The following is a 20,537-nucleotide window of genomic DNA, read 5'->3' on the forward strand; positions in this document are numbered from 1 at the left end:
CGAAGCCTCTCTAGTCGATGACGGGCGGGACGACCCTGCGCTGGCCCGCGGTCCAAACCTCCGTGTCCTCGACCAGATAGGCCGGTCGGGCGCCGGACGAACGGCGATCTCCTGCTCCCGCTACGGGTGCCATAGGGGGCACAAAGCCCGCTCCGCCAGGAAGAGTCGACCTGCCCACGGCACTCGTCCTATCGCTCGCCGCAGGACGAGGACTCGGCATCACACTCGAACCCGAGCCCGGTTGGCGGCCTGCACCACTGCCAAGGGCCGTATCGCCGATGACTGTGCCCGGAAACCTCCCTGATCCGGCACCCGATCGTCCCTCCGGGGTCAAGACCTTCCGGAGATCAGTGCTGCCGTCTCTGTGGCCGGTCGCCCTAGCGCTGACACCGCCAGGCTCCACGCCTCCGCGGGCTCCACCGGTCTGCGGACCTACGGTTCCCCCGGGAGCGAAGAGCGGGGGCATAGCCTCCGAGACCGGCGGCTGGAGCCGGTCCGAGGGCACACGAACGGGTGACGGCGTCAGCACGTCTTCCCTGGCCACCCTCCCGGCAGAGTCGAGGTGCAGTTCACCTCCCAGATCCAAGCGGCGCAGGTACTCGTTCGTCTGCGACGGCACCGTCGTGTCACGGAGGCTTCCTCCCGATTCGTGCCACGGGGACGACGAGGCAGACGACGTCGCGCTGCCGTCAACCCGTGCCGGATAAGGGCGTTCCGCTGCGTCCAGGTGATCCCCGATCGGGAGAAACCGTGGCTCGCGCGCCGCGTCCAAGTTCTGTTTTGCGACGCGGTAGTACGAGGAGAGGCGTTCCATTTGGTGGAGGGCTTCTTGGAGTTTGGGGCCTGTTTCGGCGGCTGTTCTCGCCGCTTCCATGGCTGGGTCGGTGAAGCAGGTGCCGGTGGGTTTGGGGAGGGCGGTTTGGGCTTCTTTCAGGGCCTGGCCGGCTCTGGTCAGTTCGGTGGCGGCGGTTTTCGTGTAGTCGCACAGGAGCAGGGTCTGGGCGACCAGGTCCGCGCCCCAGGTGCGGAACGCGTCGCCCGCCGCGCCTTCCCAGGCGACGCGGGCGATGTGGTGGCGGAGGTCCTTCGCGATCTCCGCGAGCTTCGGCGCCGCCTTCGACAGCGCCTCGCCCGTCGTGGTGAGTTCACCCGGACGGGCGAGGGCGATCATCGCGTGCAGGGCGTCCAGGGACGCTCCGTCGAATTCCTCGGGCATGGTGCGGGCTACCTGAAGCCGCCGGTCGCGGATGTTTCCGTGTGCTTCGCGACCGGCTGCTCGCCGCCTTGCGCGTACTGCTCGCGGGCGCGTCGCTGGAGTTCGGCGAAGCGGCGGCGGAGGTCGTCGTCGACGTCCGCGTAGCCGCGGTCGGCGATGTGGATGGCGATGCCCATGGACTCGATCGTGTCGCCGAAGGTGCGGGACAGGGCCTCAAGGCGCGCCCGGACCGTGGCGTACGAGGTGTGGAGTTCCGTCGCTGCCGCGAAGTCCCGGCCGTACGCCTCGGCCGCGACGCGGCTGTCGGCGAGTCGGCCGGGGTTCGCCGCCGAGCGGTCCAGCTCGCCGAGCAGGCGTTCGATGCGTGCTCGAAAGCCTGCGAGTGTCACCGCGCCGACTTCCAACTGGTTCACCACAGCGGCCCCCTCGTCACTTCTGCGAATCAGGCGGCCACCATAGTCAGTTCGGGTCGGTGCCTCCGCGCCGTCTGCTGTCTCTCAGCGCCGTGCACGCGGCGGTCACCAGGGCCACCAGCAGTCCGCCCGCGGCCACGGCGTACGTGGCGAGCCGGGCGTCGCGGTCGCGGCGTGCCGCCTCGCGCGTGCCCAGCGGGGCGGGGTCGGCCGGTCGGGGCGTCTCGTGGCGCGCGGGCGGTTGCGCGTCGTTCAGGGCGCGTACGGGGTCCACCACGCCCCAGCCCAGTTCGTCGTCGCGGGCGTCGCCGTCCCGTACCGCGGTCTCCTCGATGCGTGCGACGATGTCCGCGGCCTTCCACTGGGGGTACTTGGCGCGCAGCAGGGCGGCGACCCCTGCCACGTACGGCGCCGAGAAGCTGGTGCCGCTGTCCACGCACTGGCCTCCGCCGGGCACGGTCGAGACGATGTCGACGCCGGGGGCGGCGATGTCGACGAAGCCGCCCGGCTGTGAGAAGGCGGCGCGTTCGTCGTCGCGGTCGGACGCCGCGACGGCGAGCACGCCGGGGAACGCGGCGGGGTAGGTGTTCCGGACCCGGCCGTCCTTGCCGTCGTTGCCGGCGGACGCGACGACGACGATGTCCGCCGCCACGGCGCGCGCCACGGCCTGCGCCAGCGGGGAGTCCGCCGCGAGCGGCCGGGACGTGTCCTGCGAGATGTTGACGATGTCCGCGCCCTGCGCGATCGCGTGGTCGATGGCCTCCGCCATCGCGTCGGCCGCGCCGCTGCTGCGGCCGTCCGTCTGCCGGACGGGGATGATCGTCGCCTCCGGCGCGAGTCCCACGAAGCCCGTACCCGGATCGGGACGCGCGGCGATGATGCCGGCGACCTTCGTGCCGTGGCCCGCCTCGTCGACGGTGCCGTCCGTGGCTCCCACCAGGTCCCTGCCGGCGGACGCGTCCACGGCCTCCCGCAGTTGCGGGTTGGCGTCGTCCACGCCGCTGTCGACGACCGCGACCCGCACTCCCTTGCCCTTCGTGTCCTGCCACAACTCGTCGAGCAGGATCCGCTGGAGGGGCCAGGGCGCGCCTTCCGTCAGGCGGCCCGGGAACCTGCACGCGCCGTTGCCGGACGGGTGCGTCGACACCGGCGGCGGTCCGACGGCCAGCGCCGCCGCCAGCGCGCACGCCGCCGCGGTCCTCATCACGAGCCCTGCGGGCGCCGCGCGCCGTCCGTGTCCAGGCGGGGGCCCTTCGACAGGAAGTCGGACCAGGCCGCCGGGACGCGTACGGGGGTGACGTCCTCGTAGCCGAGCCGGATCTGCGCCTCCCTGCGCACCGCGTACCGCAGTCCCGTGTCCGTCACCAGGTGGAGGGTTCCGTCCGAGGACGTCAGTACGCCGCTGCCCGGGGTCACGTACGTGGCGGGGCCCGCCGGGGTGATCTCCGCGGGGTACTCGGGGCCGGCCCACACCGACAGCGTCGTACGGCCCTGTGCGTCGACCGCGCGCAGGACGCTGCACACGGTGTCGCGCGCGCCTTCGCCGTCGGCCCCGTTGACCTGCCGTACGCGGCTCTTCGGCCAGCGCAGTTCCGCGCCGAACGCCGTGGCGCCGGGCGGGAAGTCGGCGGCGCCGACCTCCGTGGGGCGGCCGTCCATGTCGAGGGGCTGGGCCTGCGGGGAGTTGATCAGGAGCCATGCCGTGAAGTCGCTGACCGGCCGGACCTCGCCGGGCAGCACGACGTAGTGCTGCGGCCCGGCCCCCGTGCCGGAGCGCAGGACCATGCCGACGCGGTCCTCCGTGGGGCTCAGCCCGCCGCCGACGCCGGCGGGCGCGCCGGTCCGGCCGGGCAGTGCCGGGAAGTCGACGGGGCTGCCGGTGTGCAGGGTGGCCAGCCAGTCGTCGGTGACGGACTGGGGTTCGCGGTCGACGCCGACGAGGACGGTGGCGAGGTGGTCGGCGTCACCGGAAGGGCCGGGCAGCGGGTACTTCGTTCCGGTGTCGTCGACCAGGTAACGCAGCGCGCCCTTCTGGCCCTTGACGTACAGCACCTCCCCCGGAGCCAGTCTGCGGTCCTGCCCTTCGGTGCGGCCGAAGTCCCGCTCCGCGAGGACGAACGCGGCCTTCTGCACGGTGCCCCGCGCGCCCCCGCCGCCGGGCTGGGCGCACACCGCCCAGCGTTTCGCGCGGCCCGCCTCGTCCGGGGCGGGCAGCCGGTCGGGGGCGTACGGGATGCCGAGGATGGGGCCGCGCGGGGGCCGGCCCGCGTCGAGGACCTCGTCGTCGACGTACACGACGTCGAAGGCGTGCGGGTCGAGCAGCAGCCGGGCGGAGGCGAGGTTGAGGACGGGGTGGAGCAGGGTGCGGCGGTTCTCGCCGTGGCCGGTCGTCAGGACGACGTACCGCGTCGTGGACTGCTTGCCGACGACCACGTGCGTGCCCGGAGCGTCCCAGCCCTTGGGGGCCTTGGGGGCGAGCATGCCCCAGGCGCCGAAGCCGGCGAGCAGCAGCGCAGCCGTGACGAGTCCGGGGACCACGGCGCGCAGCGGGGCGGGCGCTCCCTCGTCCGTGCCTGCGGGGGAAGGGCGGAGGAAAGCCGCCAGGGTGCGCTTCTTCGCAAAGGTGTACGCGCTGAGCTCGTCCCGCCGTGCTGCCATGGGTCCCCGTTCCCCGTCTCCGCCCCGTCTCCGCCCGGTCTGCGCCCCGTCCCGGCCCGTACCCGCCGGGCGTCGTGCTCCCGCTGCCGTGCGCGCGGGCCGCGCGCCTCACGGCCGGGCCCCTACTATGCCCTCCGACCGGCCTGCCGCGCGGGGCGGGTACGGTGACCGGGCCGTCAAAGCCCTGGCGGGTCTGGGTGATCGGGACGAAATCGGGGGATTCGGCATGGCTTCCGTGGCACAGGCGGGCGGGCGTGCGGGCGTGACGGCGCACGGCCCCGGCGCCGCCGGTCTCCGGCGCGGAGCGACGGGTCGTCCGCCCGCCCCGCCGGTTGCGCCCGAGGGGCTCGTACCGCGCTCCGCCGCCGCGCCCGGGCGGCCCGGCTCGTTCCGATTGCAACAGCTCGTCCTGGTCGAACTGGCCGCCGCCGTACTGCTCGTGGCGTGGTCCGTCGGGCCGCTGCTGCTGGTGCCCGCGGGCGTCGTCGCCGGGGTGCTGGTGCTGCTCGCCGTGGCCCGCCGCCGACGGCGGGCGCTGCCGGAGTGGCTGGCGACGGTGCTCGCGTTCCGGGCGCGGACGCGGCGGGCGGCGACGGCCGCGGCGCCGGCGGGGACGGATCCGGGGCTCGTGCCGGTCGTGGAGTGCGATCCGGCCCTGCGTACGTCCTCGTTCGGCGAGGCCGCAGGCGACTCGGCACGCGAGCGGAGGCCCGTCGGGCTGGTCGGCGACGGGACGTTCCTGACCGCCGTCGTCCGCGTGGAGGCGGACGGTACGGCCCTGCGCCGGGAGCGGACCGTCCGCCCGCTGCCGGTCGGGCTCGTCCACGAGGCCCTGGACGCGGACGGGATCAGCCTGGAGTCGGCGCAGATCGTGCAGCACACGCAGCCCGCGCCCCTCGGCTCCGCCGGTTCTGCCGACGCGGGCGGCTCCGGCGGCTCCGGAGGTTCCGTGGCGGCGGCCAACTACGCGCCCCTGCACGCCCTCACGGGCGCGCCGTCCCTCCGCGTCACCTGGATCGCGCTGAAACTCGACCCGGAGCTCTGCCCCGAGGCCGTCGCGGCGCGCGGCGGCGGACTGACCGGGGCGCAGCGGTGCGTCGTACGGGCCGCGGACCGGCTGGCCGGCAGGCTCGCCGGGGCGGGGTTCCGGGCGACGGTGCTGACCGAACAGGAGCTGACGGCGGCCCTCGCGACCTCGGCCGGCGCGGACGCGCGGACGCTGTCGGAGCCGGTACGGGGACGGGCGCGGGCGCCGCGGACCCGGGAGACCGCGCGGACCTGGCAGTGCGACGACAACCGGCACACCACGTACCGGGTGGGCCGCTGGCCGCGGTTGGACGGTGTCGCGACGCCCGGGCTCGTCGCCCGCCTGACCTCGTCGCCCGCCGCCGCGACGACGTTCAGCCTCACGCTGGACGGCGGCGGCGACCGGCGGGAGGCGACGCTGACCGGGCACGTGCGGGTCACGGGGCGGGGGGATGCGCAGTTGCTCGCGGCACGGCACGAACTGGAGCGGGCGGCGCGCGGGATGCGGGTCGGGCTCGTACGGCTTGACCGCGAGCAGACGCCGGGCGTGCTGGCGACGCTGCCGCTGGGCGGTGCGCGGTGAGGTGGCCGGCCGGCGGGGGACGCGGGCTCGCCGTGCTGCGGCGCGGGCGGCATGCCGTGCCCGTGGACCGGCTCGACGTGCTGGCGCTGCCGTTGGGCGACGACGGCGTGGTGATCGGGGTGGACCCGGACGGCGGGCCCGCGGTGCTGGGTCTCAACCGGCCGTCCCCGTACGACATCACGCTCGTCGGCGGCCTGTGGACGGCGCAGGTGCTGGCGCTGCGCGCGGTCGGCGCGGGCACGCGGGTGGCCGTGGAGACGGGACGCCCGGCGGCCTGGGAGGCACTGGCCGGAGCCGCCGGGGACGACGGCGGGACGTCGTGGGTGACGGTGCACGAGGTGGGGCGGGTGCCGCCGCTGGGCGCGTCGGCGGGCCGTCCCGTGGTCGTGGTGCGGGACTGCGGCACGCGGCCGCCGCGCGGGCGGATCGCGGCCGCGCCCTGGCAGGCGGTGCTGACGCTGCTTCCGTATGTGAGTCCCGTCGCACCGGCGTTGATGCGGAAGTCCGCACTCGTCGGGGTGCAACGGGTCGCTCCGGACGAAGCGGAACAGATCGGTCGGATCATGGGTCTTCCGCGCGCCGAGGCCGAGGCGTTGCCGACGCTGGCCGACGGCGTGACGCTGTGGTGCACGCCACGCGACCGGCAGTTGGTGATGACGCGGCCGACGGACGCGGAGTCCGGACTCCTGGGCGCCGCACGCCGGATGGACTGATCCGGGGCCCCCGCACATCGCCGCGAGGTCACTCGGGAGCGACGTTGAGGTCACGGTCATGTCCGGGACAGGACCTGGCGGACCGGCTGCCCTGCCGTACCGACACCCTTGACGATTAGGGTGGAGGGGTGCGGGAGCCCGGCGGATCCGGACCGGACCGGAACTTGAAACGGTCGCCCCGCTCAGGAAGCACAACGGTGCTCGACCACACCAGGAGGCAAAGTGAACGGCGATCGTGACGAGATCCGGGCGGGCTGGAACCCACCGCCCGACGGTCAGTCCGACGCGGAGCCCGCCGAGATGTCGGGTGAGTTCACCATCGACTACACCCCGCCGGCCTGGTACACGCAGAACGCGTCGGCGGACGCCGGGGCAGCGGACGCGGGGGCCGCTGCCACGGCCGGTGGCGTGACTCCGCCGCCTCCGCCGCCCGCGGGCGCGCCGGTGGCGGTGCCCGGACTGCCGGCCGGCAGCGGCTTCGAGCCCAACTGGGCTCCCCCGCCACCGCCCGTGCCCGGCCAGGACGCGCAGCAGGGCGTGGGGGCGCCCGCGGCGGGACCGGTGTACGACGCGGCCGCCTCCGGCCCGTCCGTGCCCGGCGGCGAGCCGGCGCAGCCGGCCGTTCCCGAGCTGCCGTCGGTGCCGGTGCTCTCGGACCCGTTCGGCGCGGGCGACGTGGAGAGCAACGCGACGATGCGTTTCTCCCCGGGCGCGCTGAAGAAGGAGATGGCCGAACTCGAGGCGCGGCGCACGGCCGAGGCCGCTGCCGAGGAGTCCGGCCAGGACGGCGCGGGCGGCGTGGACGGCGCGGCTGACATGGAAGGTGCGGCCGCGGCGGACGACGCCGGCGACGCGCTCGTGAAGGCCCACGGCGAGGACGGCGACGCGGCCCAGGCCGCGAACGAGGGCTCCGCCATCGCGAGGGACCAGGTCGAGGACGGGCCCGTCGCCCCGGCGGGCGAGGCGGGCGGCGACGCGGACGCGTCCCCCGTCGCCGACGCCGTGTCCGGCGAGCCGGCCGACGCCCCGGTGTACGACGCGGTCCCCGCGGACGCCGAGCCGAACGACGCCGTCCCGAACGACGCCGTCCCGAGCGACGCGGTCCCGGCCGATGCCGTGCCGGGTCCCGTGATGCCGAACGACGCGCTGCCCGCGCTGCCTCCGGGCCCGACGCCGGGCGACGACGGGGCGGGCATGACCGTGCCGCCGCTTCCGCCGCAGGGCGGACTGCCCGCGCTCCCGGGCGGCTTCGCGCCCGCCCCGCAGGGCGGCGGTCTGCCGCCGCTGCCGCCGGCCTTCCAGAACGCGGCCCCCTCGGGCGCGCCGCAGTGGCCCGCGTCCTCCCCGAACAGCGAGCAGTCGGCGCCGCCCGCGCCGCAGGGCGGTTACGGCTTCCCGCAGCCCCCGGCGGAGGTGCCGCCGCAGGCCCCCGCGCCCGTACCGGCGTGGCCGGCGCAGCAGCCGGACGGAGCGCACGCTCCCGTACCGCCGCAGGGCGGCTACGGCTTCCCGCCGCCGAACCAGCCGGGTCAGCCCGTGGCGCCCGGTCAGCCCGTGATGCCCGGTCAGCCCGTACCGCCCGTTCCGCCGCAGGCGCTGGGCGGCGGCGCGCCGCTGCCCGCCCCGGCGCAGCACCCGGCGCTGCCGCCGGTCCCGGACGCCAACGCGCCCGCGCCGCAGGGCGGTTACGGGTTCCCGCACCCGGGACAGCCCGGTCAGCCGCTGCCCCCGCAGGCCCCCCAGCCCGGCCAGGCCCCGCAGCCGCTGCCGGGTCCCGAGGGCAACGCCCCGGCCCCCCAGGCCGGTTACGGGTTCCCGCAGCCCGGCGTGCCCGGGCAGCCGCACGACCCGAACGCCCCGGCCCAGCCGATCGACCCGCGCACCGGGGCGGCCTGGCCGCAGACGGTCACGCACGACCAGCGCGAGCGCTCCGTGCCGGGCGCGCCGCTGGGCTACACGGCCGCGGTGGAGCTCTCCTCCGACCGGCTGCTGCGCAACGCCAAGCAGAAGCCCAAGTCCAGCCGGATTCCCGGCGCCGCCGCACGCTTCAAGCTGGGCGGCAAGAAGGAGGAGGCGGAGCGCCAGCGCAAGCTGGACCTGATCCGCACGCCGGTGCTCTCCTGCTACCGGATCGCGGTCATCTCGCTGAAGGGCGGCGTCGGCAAGACCACGACGACGACCGCGCTCGGCGCGACGCTGGCCACCGAGCGGCAGGACAAGATCCTGGCGATCGACGCCAACCCGGACGCGGGCACGCTGGGCCGCCGGGTGCGCCGCGAGACCGGTGCGACGATCCGCGACCTGGTGCAGGCGATCCCGTACCTGAACTCGTACATGGACATCCGCCGGTTCACCTCGCAGGCGCCGTCGGGTCTGGAGATCCTCGCCAACGACGTGGACCCGGCCGTCTCGACGACGTTCAACGACGAGGACTACCGGCGGGCGATCGAGGTCCTCGGCAAGCAGTACCCGATCATCCTCACCGACTCGGGCACGGGCCTGCTGTACAGCGCCATGCGCGGGGTGCTGGATCTCGCCGATCAGCTGATCATCATTTCGACGCCGTCGGTCGACGGCGCGTCGAGCGCGTCCACGACGCTGGACTGGCTCTCCGCGCACGGCTACGCGGAGCTGGTGCAGCGCTCGATCACGGTCATCTCCGGGGTCCGCGAGACCGGCAAGATGATCAAGGTCGAGGACATCGTGTCGCACTTCGAGACCCGCTGCCGCGGCGTCGTCGTGGTGCCGTTCGACGAGCACCTGTCGGCGGGCGCCGAGGTCGACCTCGACATGATGCGGCCGAAGACCCGCGAGGCGTACTTCCACCTGTCGGCGATGGTGGCCGAGGACTTCGCGCGCGCCCAGCAGGCGCAGGGCCTGTGGACCGGCGCGGTGCAGGGCCAGATGCCGCCGCACATGGCCCCGCCGATGCCGGGCCAGCAGATGCCGGGCCAGCAGATGCCCGGACAGCCGATGCCCGGACAGCCTGGCCAGCCCGGCCAGCCCGGCCAGCCCATGCCCGGACAGCCCGGTCAGCCGCCGATGGGCCAGGGGTACGCGCCGCAGCAGCCGGCGCCGGGTCAGCCGTACGGCGCCCCGCAGCCGCAGGCGTACCCGCAGCAGCCCGGCGTCCCCGGCCAGCCGCCGCAGGCCGCCCCGGGCCAGCCGTACCCCGGCCAGCCGGGGCAGCCCGGTCACCCGGGGCAGCCCCCGCAGGCGTGGCAGCAGCCGATGCCGGGTCAGCCGTTCCCGGGACAGCCGGGGCAGCCGCCCGCCGTCCCGCCGGGTCAGCCGTTCCCGGGGCAGCCCGGCATGCCGGGCCAGCCGCCCATGGGTCAGCCCGGGCAGCCGCTTCCCGGTCAGCCCGGCGCGCCCGCGCTCCCGCCCGCCCCCGGCGCGCAGCCGGATCCGCAGGGCCCGGTGCCGCCCGCCGGGTGGCCGCAGCAGCAGCCTCCGCAGGCGCCGCCAGCCCCTCAGCAGTAAGGCTTCAAGGGTCTGGACCAATGAGGGCCCGCACCGTCTCCACGGTGCGGGCCCTCTTCGCATTCCCGCAGACCACAAGGGGTTTGAGTCATCGTTGACGATGCCCCTCGTCGCTGATAGACCTTCGCTTCACCGATTGGCGCCCCAAGATCCACGACGCGAGGTCAGTCCTATGGTCATGGTCAAGGTTCCATCCCGCCCGGTTCCATCCCGCCCGGTTCCACACCGTCCGCTGACGCGCCTGCTCCTCGCCGTCGGCGTCACCGCCACCGCCCTGGTGGCCGTCCCGTCCGCCGCTCAGGCAGCGCCGCCCGCCGAGGACGACGCCAAGAGCGGGGGCAGGGTGCTCACCGTCGCCGTCTCGCAGAGCGTCGACTCGCTCAGCCCGTTCCTCGCCCAGAAGCTGCTCACCACCAGCGTCCACCGGCTGGCGTACGAGTACCTGATCAACTACGACGCGAAGGACTCCAAGCCGATCCCGGGCCTGGCCACCGAGTGGAAGTCCTCGCCCGACAAGCTGACCTGGACCTACACGATCCGCAAGGACTCGAAGTGGTCCGACGGCAAGCCGGCCACCGCCGAGGACGCGGCGTGGACGTTCAACAAGATGCTGACCGATCCGAACGCGGCCACCGCGAACGGCAGCTTCACGGCCAACTTCGCGAAGGTCACCGCGTCCGACCCGCAGACCCTCGTCATCACGCTGAAGAAGCCGCAGGCCACGATGACGGCGCTGGACGTGCCGATCGTGCCGAAGCACATCTGGGAGAAGGTCGGCGACTTCTCGAAGTTCAACAACGACCAGAGCTTCCCCGTGGTCGGCAACGGACCCTTCGTCATCACGGACTTCAAGGTCGACCAGTACCTGAAGCTCAAGCCGAACAAGACGTTCTGGCGCGGTGTGCCCAAGTTCGACGAGCTGGTGTTCAAGTACTACAAGGACGGTGACGCGGCCGTCGCGGCGCTGCAGAAGGGCGAGGTGTCCTTCGTCCCGAACCTCACCCCCGCGCAGGCGGCGGCGCTGAAGACCCAGAAGAACGTCAAGGTCAACGACGCCCCCGGCCGCCGCTTCTTCGCGCTGGCGACCAACCCCGGCGCGCGGGCCCAGGACGGCAAGAAGTTCGGCAACGGTCATCCGGCGCTGCTCGACCCGGCGGTCCGCAAGGCGCTGTTCCTGGCCGTCGACCGCGCGACCATCGTCGACAAGGTGTTCCAGGGTCACGCCGTCGAGGGCGAGGGCTACATCCCGCCGCGCTTCGGCTCGTACTTCTGGAAGCCGGAGGGCGCGCAGAAGCGTACGTACGACCCCGTCGGGGCGGAGAAGCTGCTGTTCTCGGCCGGGTACCGGAAGAACGCGGCCGGCAAGCGGGTCGGCAAGGACGGCAAGCCGCTGGACTTCCGGATCCTGTGCCACGCCACCGACCCGAACGACAAGGCGATCGGCAAGTACCTCCAGGAGTGGTGGGGCGCGCTCGGCATCGGGCTGAAGGTCGAGTGCCTGGACAGCGTCTCCGACCCGTGGGTCAAGGGCGACTACGACCTGGCGTTCGACGGCTGGTCGGTCAACCCGGACCCGGACTACGTGCTGTCCATCCACACCTGCGGCGCGCTGCCCGCGACGCCCAAGGACACCGGCGCGACGGACAACTTCATCTGCGACCCGCGGTTCGACTCCCTGTACGCGCAGCAGGCGGCGGAGTACGACACGGCCAAGCGGGCGGATCTGGTCAAGCAGATGCAGTCGCGGCTGTACGACACGGGGTACATGAACATCATGGCGTACCCGAACGCCCTCGAGGCGTACCGCACGGACCAGATCGCGTCGATCACGACGATGCCGGAGGCCGCGGGCAACATCTACGGCCAGGACGGCTACTGGAGCTGGTGGTCGGCCGTGCCGGCCGGCTCGTCGGACGGGGAGTCCGGCGGCGGCTCCTCGGCCGGCGTGGTGATCGGCGTCGTCGCGGGCGTGGTGGTCGTCCTCGGCCTCGGGCTGTTCCTCGCGAAGCGCCGACGCGCCACCGCCGACGACCGCGAGTAGCGCATGACGACGGCGAGCACGTCCGCCGGCGTGGCGCGTCCCCCGGAAGGCACGGCGGGGCGCGCCGCGGACGGCGCGGCGCAGGGCACGGTCGGCGCGTATCTGCGGCATGCGGCGGGCAAACTGGGCGGCGCGGCCGTCTCGCTGCTCGCCGTCCTGGTCACCAGCTTCTTCCTGTTCCGGATCATCCCCGGCGACCCGGTGAAGGCGATGACCCACGGGGTGCCGACATCGGCGGAGCAACTGGCGACGCTTCGCCGGCAGTTCGGGCTCGATCTGCCGCTGTGGCAGCAGTTCACGGACTACTGCGCGAAGGCGCTGACCGGCGATCTGGGGATGTCGTACCAGTTCCGCGCCCCGGTCGGGGAGCTGATCGCGCAGAAGCTGCCGGCGACGCTGCTGCTGACGGGGGTGGCGGTGCTGCTGTACTCGGCGCTGGGGCTGTGGCTGGGCACGCGTTCGGCGTGGCGCCACGGCAGTCTCGGCGACCGGCTCAACACCGGGGTGGCGCTGACGCTGTGGTCGGTGCCGTCGTTCTGGCTGGGGCTGCTGCTGATCATCGTGTTCTCGGTCGGCGTGGGTCCGGTGCCGGGGCTGTTCCCGACCGGCGGCATGGAGTCGGGCAGCGGGGCGACGGGGTTCGCGTACGCGGCCGACGTGGCGCACCACATGGTGCTGCCGGTGGTCACCCTGGTGGCCGTCGGGTACGCGCAGACGCTGCTGGTGATGCGGGCCTCGCTGCTCGACGAGATGGGCGGCGACTATCTGACGACGGCGCGGGCGAAGGGGCTGCGCGACGACGCGGTGCGCCGCCGGCACGCGGTGCCGAACGCGCTGCTGCCGACGGTGACGATGGTGTTCATCAATCTGGGCCATGTGGCGGCCGGTTCGATCCTGGTGGAGACGGTGTTCTCCTGGCCGGGCCTGGGCGGGCTGTTCTACCAGGCGCTGAGCGTGCCGGACCTGCCGCTGGTGCAGGGCCTGTTCGTGGTGTTCGCGGGGGCGATGATCGTGATGAATCTGCTGGCCGATCTGCTGTATCCGCTGCTCGATCCCCGGGTGGGCCGATGACCTCTCTGGTGTGGCAGCGCCGCGGGGCCTCCGCGGCGCGCTTCTGGCAGCGGTACCGTGCGCACCGCGCCGGACTGTACGGGCTGGCCGGCCTGGCGCTGATCGCGCTGCTTGCGCTGGCCGCGCCGCTGCTGGTGGGCGCGGACGTGCAGTCGGTGACCAACGCCCCCGGCACGGCCCTGGAGTCGCCCAGCGCCGAGTTCCCCCTGGGGACGGACCAGTTCGGGCGGTCGCTGCTCGGGCTGCTGATCTGGGGCGCGCGGATCTCGCTCCTCGTGGGGCTGCTTGCGGCGGCCCTCTCGGTGGCGATCGGCACGCTGGTCGGGATCCTGGCGGGGCACTACGGGGGCTGGTTCTCGACGGTCGTCATGCGGATCACGGACTGGTTCCTGGTGATGCCGGCGCTGGTCCTCGCGATCGTGCTGGCGACGGTGATGTCCCGGTCGGTGTGGACGGTGATCCTGGCGATCGGGGTGACCAGCTGGCCGACCACGGCCCGGCTGGTGCGGGCGCAGACGATCGCGGTGGAGTCACGGCCGTACATCGAGCGGGCGCGGGCGCTGGGCGGCGGGCACTCCCATGTGATGACACGTCATGTGCTGCCGAACGTCATGCCGCTGGTCCTCGCGCAGACCACCCTGATGATCTCGGCGGCCATCCTCACCGAGGCGACGCTGGCCTTCCTGGGCCTCGGCGATCCGACGGTGGTGTCGTGGGGCGGCATGCTCCAGGACGCGCGGGAGGCGGGCGCGGTGTCGTCCGGGCACTGGTGGTACCTGGCGCCGCCGGGGATCGCGATCGCGCTGGTCGCGCTGGCGTTCACGCTGTGCGGGCGGGCCGTCGAGTCGGTGCTCAACCCGAAGCTGGGGGTGGGACGTTGAGCATGCTTGAGATCCGGGACCTGACGGTGACGTACGGGTCGGGGGCGGCCGTTGTGCGGGGCGTGGACCTGAGCCTGGAGGCCGGGCGGAAGCTGGGGGTGGCCGGCGAGTCGGGCTGCGGGAAGTCGACGATGGCGCTGGCGCTGCTGCGGCTGCTTCCGGCGTCGGCGCGCATGACCGGGCGGATCCTGCTCGACGGGGAGGACGTCCTCGCGATGAAGTGGGGGCGGCTGCGGGCGGTGCGCTGGGCAGGGGCGTCGATCGTCTTCCAGGGCGCGATGCACTCGCTGAACGCGGTGCGGCGGGTCGGCGACCAGATCGCGGAGCCGCTGCTGGTGCACGGCCGTGCGACTCCCGTGGAGGCGCGGCGGAAGGTCGTGGGCCTGCTCGACCAGGTCGGGCTGCCGGCGGCGCGGGCCGACGCGTACCCGCACGAGCTGTCCGGCGGGCAGCGGCAGCGGGTGATGATCGCGATGGCGCTGGCCTGCGAGCCGCGGCTGATCGTGGCGGACGAGCCGACGACGGCGCTCGACGTGATGATCCAGGCGCAGATCCTGCGGCTGATCGAGGGGCTGGTCGCGGACCAGGACATCGCGCTGCTGATGATCAGCCACGATCTGGCGGTGCTCGCCGACACCTGCGACCGGCTCGCGGTGATGTACGCGGGGCGGATCGTGGAGGAGGGCCCGGCGCGGGACGTGTACGAGGCGGCGGCGCATCCGTACGGGCGGGCGCTGTCCTCGGCGTTCCCGAGGATCGGCGACGCGGCGTCGCGGCGGGCTCCGCGCGGGCTGCCGGGCGATCCGCCGGACCCGGCGGCGCTGCCGGCGGGCTGCGCGTTCCACCCGCGCTGTCCGGCGGCGGTGGAGGTGTGCGGCTCGGAGGACCAGATGCTGAGGGACGCGGGCGAGGGCCGCCGGGCGGCGTGCGTACACGTGGGGAGCGGAGCATGAGCGGCTTGCTGTCGGCGCAGGGCCTGCGGGTGGTGTTCCCGGGGCGGCGGGGCGCGCCGCCGGCGCGGGCCGTGGACGGGGTGGACCTGGAGATCGGAGCCGGCGAGATCGTGGCCCTGGTCGGCGAGTCGGGGTGCGGCAAGTCGACGCTGGCGCGGACGCTGCTGGGCCTGGTGCGGCCGACGGAGGGGGCGGTGTCGTTCGGCGGGTCGCGGCTCGGGTACTCGTCGCGGGCGCTGAAGCAGTACCGGCGGCGGGTGCAGCTGGTACTTCAGGACCCGAGCGGCTCGCTGAACCCGCGGCACACGGTGTACGACGCGGTCGCGGAGGGCCTGCGGATCCACGGGTACGAGGGGGACGAGCGCGCGGCGGTCGCCGAGGCGCTGGCGCGGGCGGGGCTGCGGCCGCCGGAGCGCTTCTTCCTGCGCTATCCGCACGAGCTGTCGGGCGGTCAGCGGCAGCGGGTGGTGATCGCGGGGGCGCTGGTGCTCGGCCCGGAGCTGATCGTGGCGGACGAGCCCGTGGCCTCGCTGGACGCGTCGGTGCGCGGCGAGATCCTGGCGCTGCTGCTGCGGCTGCGGGACGAGCTGGGGCTTTCGGCGCTGGTCGTGACGCACGACCTGGGACTGGCGTGGAACATCGCGGACCGGGTGGCGGTGATGTACCTGGGCCGGATCGTGGAGACCGGCTCGGTGGAGTCGGTCCTGACGGCCCCGAAACACCCGTACACGCAGGCGCTGCTGTCGGTGCTGCCGGAGTCCGAGGAGCCGCCGGTGGTCCTGTCGGGCGAACCGCCGGACCCGTCCCGCATCCCCGGCGGCTGCCGCTTCCACGCCCGCTGTCACGTCCTCGCCACCGGCAAGGCGGCGCCGGTGGCGGACCGCTGCCGGGGCGAGACGCTCCCGGTGCTCAGCGGCGCCGCGCGGGACCAGGCCGCCTGCCACTGGGCGTCACCGGGCGACTGACCCCGCGCTCACGCCCGGTCGGTGTGCTCCTGGTCGTACGCCTCCGTCAGCTCGCGCGCCCGCTTCACGTCCGCGGCCATGGCTTCGAGGAGGTCGTCGAGAGTGTCGAACTTCAGCATGCCGCGGATGTACGCGAGGAAGTCCACGGTCACGTGCAGCCCGTACAGGTCCAGGCCGACCCGGTCGATCGCGTACGCCTCGACCGTGCGGTCGGTGCCGTCGAACTGCGGGTTGGTGCCGACCGAGATCGCGGCGGGCATCCGCTCGCCGGCCGCGGTGAGCCAGCCCGCGTAGACGCCGTCGGCGGGGATCGCGGTGTGCGGCAGGGTCTCGACGTTCGCCGTCGGGAAGCCGAGCTCGCGGCCGCGCTGCGCGCCGCGGACGACGACGCCCTCGACGCGGTGCGGGCGGCCGAGGATCTCGGCGGCGCCGTGCATGTCGCCCTCGGCGACCAGCCGGCGGGTCAGGGTGGACGAGAACGGCGCGCCGCCGCCCGCGTCGCCGCTGACGAACAGGTCGACGACCTCGACCTCGTAGTCGTACGTGCGGCCCAGCTCCGTCAGGTACTCGACGGTGCCGGCGGCCTTGTGGCCGAAGCGGAAGTTCGGGCCCTCGATGACGGCCTTCGCGTGCAGCTTGTCGACGAGGACCTTCACGATGAAGTCCGCCGGGGACAGCTTCGAGAAGTCCGCGGTGAAGGGGAGGATCAGGCAGGCGTCGACGCCGAGTTCCGCCATCAGCTCCGCGCGGCGGTGGTGCGGCGCGAGCAGCGGCGGGTGGCTGCCGGGGCGGACGACCTCGCTGGGGTGCGGGTCGAAGGTGACGACGACGGACGGCACGCCCAGTGCGCGGGCCCTGTCGACGGCCCGGCCGATGATCAACTGGTGTCCGCGGTGCACCCCGTCGTAGGAGCCGATGGTGACGACGCTGCGTCCCCAGTCCTGGGGGATGTCCTCCAAGCCACGCCAGCGCTGCACTGTGACCGCTCCTCGTCCGCCTGTTCGCCCATCACGCCGATGACGCAGGTCTAAGGGTGCCATGTCCCCGGCCGTCGGTCGGCATCGGCATGGAACTGCCGAGCGTCTCGACGGTCCGGCGGGCGCTCGGGCCCACCACGGCGGCCCATTCGCCGGGCGCGGCGGCGAGCCAGCCGGCGACCAGCGGGGCGAAGCCGGGCGCCTCGCGCGCCAGTCCGACGAGCCGCTGGTCGAAGTGCGTGGCCCCCTCGGGGGTGCGGACGAGCAGTAGCCCCACGCGGTGGACCAGGGCCCGGGTCCGGGGCTCGCTGCGGTGCCACGCGGCGTGCGCGGCGGCGTCGAGGAGGGCGTCAAGGACGTCGGGTTCGGGCGCGCGGTCGAGCCGGCCGAGCAGGACGTCGAGCAGCTCGCCGCGGACGTGCCGACAGCCGCCGGTGCCGGGGGCGGCGAGGACGGGGGCGAGGGCGCGCCGCAGCGGCTCGGCGCCGTCGAGCAGCAGCCGCTCGACCAGCGGGTGGAGCACGGCGCGGCCGGCGGGCCCGTCCTCGAACCGCCGGTCGGCGAACGCGGCGACGTGCGGGGCGCCGTCGGGGCGGTGCTCGGCGTAGGCCAGGACGAGCTCGGCGACGCGCCGGGCGAGGCCGGGCGCGGACACCTCGGCGAGCGCGGCGAGCACGGCTCCGTCGCCGGGCGCGGCGCCGAGCAGCCGCTCGCGCAGGGCGTCGAGCACGGGCTCGGTCTCGACGGCCAGTGCGTCGAGCAGCGCGGCCTGCCCGACCACCCCCTCGGCGAGCGCCTGCGGCAGGTACCGGGCCCGGGTGTGCGGATCCCGTACGAGGATGCCCAGCGCGGCCCCGTGCACGCCTTGGTCCCCGGGCCGGGCGAGCAGCGCGAGCGCGGCGTACCGCAGCAGTGCCCGGTCGGCGGGGCTGAGCGTCCGCCGTGCGACGAGCCCGCCGTACAACGCCGCGGCCGTCCGCCGGGCGGCCCGCCCGTCGTCGTGCGCCCAGCGGTCGACGGCCCGGCAGACCGCCGCGGGCTCGTCCCGGACGAGCCGGGCGAGCAGTTCGTCGGCCCGGGGATGCGCGGTGGCGACCAGCGCCTCGCAGAGATCGTCGACGGCCTGCCCCCGATGCGCGTACAGCAGTGACTGCGCCGCCGCGGCCACCGTGTGGTGCGGCGCCTCCGCCGGCCGCCGCTCGTCCCCGAACCACCGGCACAGCAGGGGCTGCACGCCCCGCGGATCGGCGATCAGCCGCTCGACGACGGCGTCGAGATACCGCTCGGGGCCCATGGATGTGTCCCCGTCGGCGGGGACGAGCCGGCGGAGGAGGTCGAGGCGGTCGTCCTCGGGGAGGGGAAGACCCGTCCAGAAGGCGGGCTCGAACGCCCCGGGGCCGAGAGCGCCCGCGCCGACGCGGTCGGCGAGGTCCCGGAGGACGCCCAGGTACGGACGGAGGCTCGGCACAGCCGGCAGCACCTCCCGAAGCAGCCGCCGAGCCCACCACCGCGCGTCGTCGAGCCGGGCCACGGGGTCCCACGGGTCGACGTCGTCTTCGGCACCGCTCGGGTCGGTGCCGGGCTCGCTCGCGGCGCCCGTCTCGCCCAGGCGCTCGGCCGTCTCGACCAGCGCCGCGAGGCGTTCGGCCAGGGCCTCCGGGCCCTGGGTGCGGTCGAGCAGGAGGAGGGCCTCCAGGACCGGGCCGATGCGGTGGCGGGGGACGGGGTGGGAGCTTCGGGGGGCCGGTTCCGGGGCCGGGGGGCGTTCGGTCCGCCCGTCGTAGCGGTGCACCAGGGCGTGCAGGGCCGCGTCCACTTCCAGGTGGGCGCCCTGGAGCCAGTCGGCGAGTTCCTCGTGGGCGAAGCGGTAGCCGGGGCCGGCGGGGAGGAGGAGGCCCTCGGTGAGGACGGCGGAGGCCCAGCCGGTGCGCCAGGGGAACAGGGACTCGAAGGAGGCGCGGTCCAGTTCGCCCTGGCCGGGGCCCAGGCAGCGGCGGGCCGCCTCGTGGACCTGTCCGGCCACCCGGGCCGCCAGACGCCGGACCGCCGGCCCGCCGGGTACGGGGCGCTGGGCGGCCGCGATACGGACCGCCACGCGCAGGCACATCAGGTCCAGGTGGGCCGTGAAGATCTCCTCCCGGCCGGGCCGGCCCGGCACGTCGTCCGGGAGCGCGGCCCGCACCTCGGCCAGGAGGCGCAGGGCCAGAGGGTGTCCGGTCGCCTCGGGGGCCAGCTGCGGCTCCTCCAGGCCGTGGCGTTCCCGCGCCAGCTTCGCGTCGGGGCCGGTCAGGGGCCCGAGGAGCACCGCCGGCGCGGCCGCGCCGTACCCGGGGGCCGCCTGTTCCCAGTGCTCCGGGCGGCAGCCCAGGGCGAGGCGGGTCCCGTGGGCGCGCAGCCACTCCCCCGTGGCCCGCGTCCAGGCCGGCAGCCGGTGCGCCAGCGCCGGGGGCATCTCCTCGGGGGCGTCGAGGACGACGAGCAGCGGCCGGCCGGCCTCGTCCGCGAGCCGGGCGGTCTCTTCGGGGGTGGTGGCCGCCGGGTCGCCGGCCGCCCCGGTCGCGGCGACGATGCGCCCGGCCCGCGCCAGCGCCCGCCCGACCGCGTCGGCCACGGACGCGTCGTCGGCCCGCAGGTCCGCCCCGCGCAGCCACACCGTCGGCGCGGGCTCGGGGCCGCGCGCCCGGCGGGCGCACAGCGCGGCGAGCTCGGTGGTGCGGCCGGTGCCCGGAGCGCCGACGAGCGCCAGGACCCGGGAGTCGCCGCCGGCGAGGAACGCGGCGAACTCCCGTGTACAGTCCGCCCGTTCGACCGGTTCCGGCCGGTCTCCGGCCGTTCCGCAGCCGGGCGGCGCGCCGGTCGCGGTGAGTTCCAGGACGCCCGCGAGATTGAGGTCGGCGCCGTAGCAGGGCACGGTCGCCGCGTTGCGCCGCAGCAGTTCGGCGAGCGGCCCCGTCGCGGGCAGCGGCAGCGCGTGGCCGCCGGCCCGTCGCCGGCCGTGCAGCGCGGTGCCGAGGACACCGAGCACCGCCCCGGTGGCGGCGTCGAGCACCGGCCCGCCCGCGGCCTCGCCGCTGCGCCGCAGCGCCTCGCGGCCGTCGGTGCCGATGGCGAGTTCGAGCACGCCGTCGATCGGATGGCCATGCTCCGCCACCGTGGACGTGACCGGCCCCGTCCCCAGCACCCGGGCCTCGCGCCAGCCGCCGGCCGGGAGCCGTACGTACGTGCCGGGCTCCACGGACGCCGTGCCGCGTGCCGCGACCGGCAGGGGACGCACGTCGAGGCCCTCGCTGCGGACGAGCGCGAGCCCGGCCTCGGGCAGGGCGGTGATGTCGGCCGCGCGGGCGATCCAGCTGCGGCCCCCGGGGGCGTTCAGGACGACGTGGTCGAGGCCGTCGACGGTCTCGTGGCCGGTGACGACGGTGCCGCGGTCGTCCGCGACGAAGCCGCTCCCCCGCGCCCGCCCCGCGGGATCGCAGATCCGCACCAGCGTCGCCCGGTCCCCGCGTCCCATGGCTCGACGGTAGTTCGGCGGTGATCACCGGCAAAAGCTCAGCGGC

Annotated in this window: 14 protein-coding genes; 8 read left to right on the top strand and 6 right to left on the bottom strand. The window is 74.9% G+C overall.

Translation table 11 applies throughout. The annotated features are described in order from the left end of the window. Window positions 1-10: 10 nt before the first annotated feature. The 4 genes from ACGFMM_RS33630 to eccB are packed head-to-tail and all read right to left on the bottom strand — an operon-like array spanning window position 11 to window position 4,287. Window positions 11-1,216: a WXG100 family type VII secretion target gene (locus ACGFMM_RS33630; RefSeq protein ID WP_393650294.1), complete on the bottom strand. Its 1,206-nt coding sequence runs from the start codon at window positions 1,214-1,216 to the stop codon at window positions 11-13. An 8-nt stretch (window positions 1,217-1,224) separates the two neighbouring features. Continuing rightward, a complete protein-coding gene (locus ACGFMM_RS33635) occupies window positions 1,225-1,629 on the bottom strand; it encodes a hypothetical protein (RefSeq protein WP_393650295.1) in 405 nt (134 codons plus the stop codon). Between the two features lie 46 nt (window positions 1,630-1,675). Then, window positions 1,676-2,833: a type VII secretion-associated serine protease mycosin gene (mycP, locus tag ACGFMM_RS33640; RefSeq protein ID WP_393650296.1), complete on the bottom strand. Its 1,158-nt coding sequence runs from the start codon at window positions 2,831-2,833 to the stop codon at window positions 1,676-1,678. Further along, window positions 2,833-4,287 (bottom strand): type VII secretion protein EccB, encoded by a 1,455-nt coding sequence (eccB, locus tag ACGFMM_RS33645; RefSeq protein WP_393650297.1) that lies wholly within the window; start codon window positions 4,285-4,287, stop codon window positions 2,833-2,835. Before eccB ends, mycP begins: the two co-directional genes overlap by 1 nt. Window positions 4,288-4,513: 226 nt before the next feature. Here eccB and eccE point away from each other — a divergent pair, with 226 nt between their 5' ends. The 8 genes from eccE to ACGFMM_RS33685 all read left to right on the top strand — a co-directional run bounded on the left by eccE (window position 4,514) and on the right by ACGFMM_RS33685 (window position 16,003). Then, window positions 4,514-5,896 carry a type VII secretion protein EccE gene (gene eccE, locus ACGFMM_RS33650; protein ID WP_393650298.1) on the top strand — a complete coding sequence of 461 codons (1,383 nt, stop codon included), beginning with the start codon at window positions 4,514-4,516 and terminating at the stop codon, window positions 5,894-5,896. Beyond that, window positions 5,893-6,609, top strand: coding sequence for a hypothetical protein (locus ACGFMM_RS33655; RefSeq protein ID WP_393650299.1), 717 nt, complete (start codon window positions 5,893-5,895; stop codon window positions 6,607-6,609). Before eccE ends, ACGFMM_RS33655 begins: the two co-directional genes overlap by 4 nt. Window positions 6,610-6,831: 222 nt before the next feature. Further along, entirely contained in the window at window positions 6,832-10,092 is a 3,261-nt protein-coding gene (locus tag ACGFMM_RS33660; protein WP_393650300.1) for an SCO5717 family growth-regulating ATPase, read from the top strand. Between the two features lie 178 nt (window positions 10,093-10,270). Further along, a complete protein-coding gene (locus ACGFMM_RS33665; RefSeq protein WP_393650301.1) occupies window positions 10,271-12,133 on the top strand; it encodes an ABC transporter substrate-binding protein in 1,863 nt (620 codons plus the stop codon). A 3-nt stretch (window positions 12,134-12,136) separates the two neighbouring features. Beyond that, the gene (locus tag ACGFMM_RS33670; protein WP_393650302.1) at window positions 12,137-13,204 is read left to right on the top strand and encodes an ABC transporter permease; all 1,068 of its coding nucleotides are present in this window, start codon (window positions 12,137-12,139) and stop codon (window positions 13,202-13,204) included. Then, window positions 13,201-14,085, top strand: a complete 885-nt coding sequence (locus tag ACGFMM_RS33675) for an ABC transporter permease (RefSeq protein ID WP_393650303.1) — start codon at window positions 13,201-13,203, stop codon at window positions 14,083-14,085. The genes ACGFMM_RS33670 and ACGFMM_RS33675 overlap by 4 nt, the downstream gene beginning before the upstream one ends. Continuing rightward, window positions 14,082-15,038 carry an ABC transporter ATP-binding protein gene (locus ACGFMM_RS33680; RefSeq protein ID WP_393650304.1) on the top strand — a complete coding sequence of 319 codons (957 nt, stop codon included), beginning with the start codon at window positions 14,082-14,084 and terminating at the stop codon, window positions 15,036-15,038. Before ACGFMM_RS33675 ends, ACGFMM_RS33680 begins: the two co-directional genes overlap by 4 nt. Beyond that, a complete protein-coding gene (locus ACGFMM_RS33685; RefSeq protein WP_393650305.1) occupies window positions 15,035-16,003 on the top strand; it encodes an ABC transporter ATP-binding protein in 969 nt (322 codons plus the stop codon). The genes ACGFMM_RS33680 and ACGFMM_RS33685 overlap by 4 nt, the downstream gene beginning before the upstream one ends. Before the next feature lie 8 nt (window positions 16,004-16,011). Here the strand turns inward: ACGFMM_RS33685 and ACGFMM_RS33690 are convergent, their stop codons facing one another. Beyond that, a complete protein-coding gene (locus tag ACGFMM_RS33690; RefSeq protein ID WP_393650306.1) occupies window positions 16,012-16,980 on the bottom strand; it encodes a bifunctional riboflavin kinase/FAD synthetase in 969 nt (322 codons plus the stop codon). Between the two features lie 31 nt (window positions 16,981-17,011). Continuing rightward, a complete protein-coding gene (locus ACGFMM_RS33695; RefSeq protein WP_393650307.1) occupies window positions 17,012-20,491 on the bottom strand; it encodes a serine protease in 3,480 nt (1,159 codons plus the stop codon). Between the last annotated feature and the right edge of the window lie 46 nt (window positions 20,492-20,537).

The sequence above is a fragment of the Streptomyces sp. NPDC048604 genome (genome assembly GCF_043199435.1).
Lineage (GTDB): Bacteria > Actinomycetota > Actinomycetes > Streptomycetales > Streptomycetaceae > Streptomyces.

Coding starts and splice junctions, on each gene's coding strand:
- ACGFMM_RS33630 (WP_393650294.1), bottom strand. CDS start 1,216: ATGCCCGAGGAATTCGACGGAGCGTCCCTGGACGCCCTGCACGCGATG.
- mycP (WP_393650296.1), bottom strand. CDS start 2,833: ATGAGGACCGCGGCGGCGTGCGCGCTGGCGGCGGCGCTGGCCGTCGGA.
- eccB (WP_393650297.1), bottom strand. CDS start 4,287: ATGGCAGCACGGCGGGACGAGCTCAGCGCGTACACCTTTGCGAAGAAG.
- eccE (WP_393650298.1), top strand. CDS start 4,514: ATGGCTTCCGTGGCACAGGCGGGCGGGCGTGCGGGCGTGACGGCGCAC.
- ACGFMM_RS33665 (WP_393650301.1), top strand. CDS start 10,271: ATGGTCAAGGTTCCATCCCGCCCGGTTCCATCCCGCCCGGTTCCACAC.
- ACGFMM_RS33670 (WP_393650302.1), top strand. CDS start 12,137: ATGACGACGGCGAGCACGTCCGCCGGCGTGGCGCGTCCCCCGGAAGGC.
- ACGFMM_RS33675 (WP_393650303.1), top strand. CDS start 13,201: ATGACCTCTCTGGTGTGGCAGCGCCGCGGGGCCTCCGCGGCGCGCTTC.
- ACGFMM_RS33685 (WP_393650305.1), top strand. CDS start 15,035: ATGAGCGGCTTGCTGTCGGCGCAGGGCCTGCGGGTGGTGTTCCCGGGG.
- ACGFMM_RS33695 (WP_393650307.1), bottom strand. CDS start 20,491: ATGGGACGCGGGGACCGGGCGACGCTGGTGCGGATCTGCGATCCCGCG.